This is a genomic window from Actinosynnema sp. NPDC023658 (genome assembly GCF_040639995.1).
Lineage (GTDB): Bacteria > Actinomycetota > Actinomycetes > Mycobacteriales > Pseudonocardiaceae > Actinosynnema.
Map to the genome: position 1 here is coordinate 1 of NZ_JBFAAX010001025.1, position 1,907 is coordinate 1,907.

Consider the following 1,907-nt stretch of genomic DNA (forward strand, 5'->3'; position numbering starts at 1 on the left):
GGACGGACTCCCCCGGCGGCGGATGAGCGCCCGAACCGCGCGGAGAGCCGGCACTCTCGAGGTGTGAGCCCGACAGCCGCGACCTCGACGCGTCCGCGTTCGGCAACGCCCGGCGAAGCGCCGTGCGACCGCGCGCCGCCCGCCGCGCGTGTCCGGCGATCGTGAGTTGCTCATGGGAGAGGTATCGTCGCGGGTCAGCCGTCTGGACGGCGCCGGCGCGCGGGACGGCACGCCCCACGTGCCCGCCGGCTACTCGGGCGTACGGGTTCGGACGTGGACGGAGTCAGCGCATGGACCGCGATCGGACCTCCGAGACGAGGCTTCGCGTGCTCGAGGCGATCACCGACAGCGCCTTGCGCGAACTGGACCTCGACAAGCTGTTCGAGGTGCTGCTGAGCCGGGTGCAGGACCTGCTCTCCGTCGACACCGTCACCGTGCTGCTGGCCGATCCGGGAGGCGGGCACCTGGTGGCCAGAGCGACCTACGGCCTGGAGGAAGAGGTCATCCAGGGCGTGCGGGTGCCCATCGGCGCCGGGTTCGCCGGACGGGTGGCACAGCGCCGCGAGCCGGTGCAGATCACGCACGTCGACGAGTCCACGGTGGTGAACCCCCTGCTGTGGAGGCGGGGACTGCGGGCCATGCTGGGCGTGCCGATGGTCGCGGACGGGAACCTCGTCGGCGTGCTGCACATCGGCTCGGTCGCGGAGCGCCGGTTCACCGACCACGAGATCGACCTCCTCCAGCTGATCTCCGACCGGCTCGCGGCGGGCGTCGACGCGCACCACGCGCGCGCGGAACGGACCGCGGCGGCCCTGCTCCAGGACAGCCTGCTGCCCAGCCACCTGCCTGAGATCCCCGGCTGGAGCCTGGCCGCCCGCTACGTGCCCGGCGCCGACAGCGGGGTCGGCGGCGACTGGTACGACGTGTTCCACCTGCCCGGGGGACGTCTGGGCCTGGTGATCGGTGACGTCGTCGGTCACGGGCTGGGCGCCGCCGTGGTGATGGGGCGTCTGCGCAGCGCGCTGCGCGCCTACGCGCTCGAGTTCGACGACCCCGCCCACGTGCTCGCCAAGCTGGACCGCAAAGCCACCCACTTCGAGCACAACACGATGGCCACGGTCGCCTACGCCGTGCTCGACACCGCGAGCGGTCGCCTGGACCTCTCCCTCGCGGGCCACCCGGCGCCGGTGCTGGCCGTTCACGACCGGGACACCCGCCTGATCCGCGACGCCGTGGACCCGCCGGTCGGCTTCGACCTCGGCGTCACCGGCCGCCGCACCACCTCCGTCGACCTGCCGCCCGGAGCGCTGGTCGTCTTCTACACCGACGGCCTGGTCGAGCGCCGCGACGAGGACCTCGACGAGCGCTTCGACCTGCTGCGCCGGACCGTGACGTCCGTCCCGGCCGAATCCGCCTGCATCCGGATCATGTCCGACCTGGTCGGGGACCACCCCGCCACCGACGACATCGCCCTGCTGGCCGTGCAGCACGCCCCTCCCCCGGACCCCGGCCTGTGAGGTGCCGCCCCGTCGCGCCCGTCCGGCGGCGGTGAGGAGCGCCTGCGGCCGGGCCCTCAGGGCCGGTCGAGCAGGGGCAGGGTGAGGCGGAAGCAGGCGCCTTCGCCCAGGGCCGTGTCGAGCTCGACGTCACCGTCGTGGGCACGCGCCAGGGCGCGGGCGATCGCCAGGCCGAGTCCGGCGTTGGCACCGCCCGTGCGGTTGCGCGAGTGGTCGGCGCGGTAGAAGCGGTCGAAGACGCGCGCCGCCTGGTGGGCGGTCAGGCCGGGGCCCCGGTCCGCCACTTCGAGCACGGCACGGCCGCCCACCGTGCCCACGCCGATGCGGACGGCGGTGCCCGGCGGGGTGTAGGTGGCGGCGTTGCCGATCAGGTTCACGACGACCTGGCGC

General features: G+C 74.1%; 2 protein-coding genes. One reads left to right on the forward strand and one right to left on the reverse strand.

What is annotated here, in order from left to right; all coding sequences use genetic code 11:
• The first annotated feature begins 290 nt into the window (after positions 1–290).
• Positions 291–1,517, forward strand: a complete 1,227-nt coding sequence (locus tag AB0G02_RS37635; protein WP_360804512.1) for a GAF domain-containing SpoIIE family protein phosphatase — start codon at positions 291–293, stop codon at positions 1,515–1,517.
• A gap of 56 nt (positions 1,518–1,573) precedes the next feature.
• On the opposite strand, the gene AB0G02_RS37640 is transcribed toward AB0G02_RS37635, so the two are convergent.
• On the reverse strand, positions 1,574–1,907 hold a 334-nt coding region (locus tag AB0G02_RS37640), incomplete at its 5' end, for a sensor histidine kinase (protein ID WP_360804515.1).

What these genes read in the sequence shown, in the direction of transcription:
- AB0G02_RS37635 (WP_360804512.1), top strand. Translation starts at nt 291, where the DNA reads ATGGACCGCGATCGGACCTCCGAGACGAGGCTTCGCGTGCTCGAGGCG.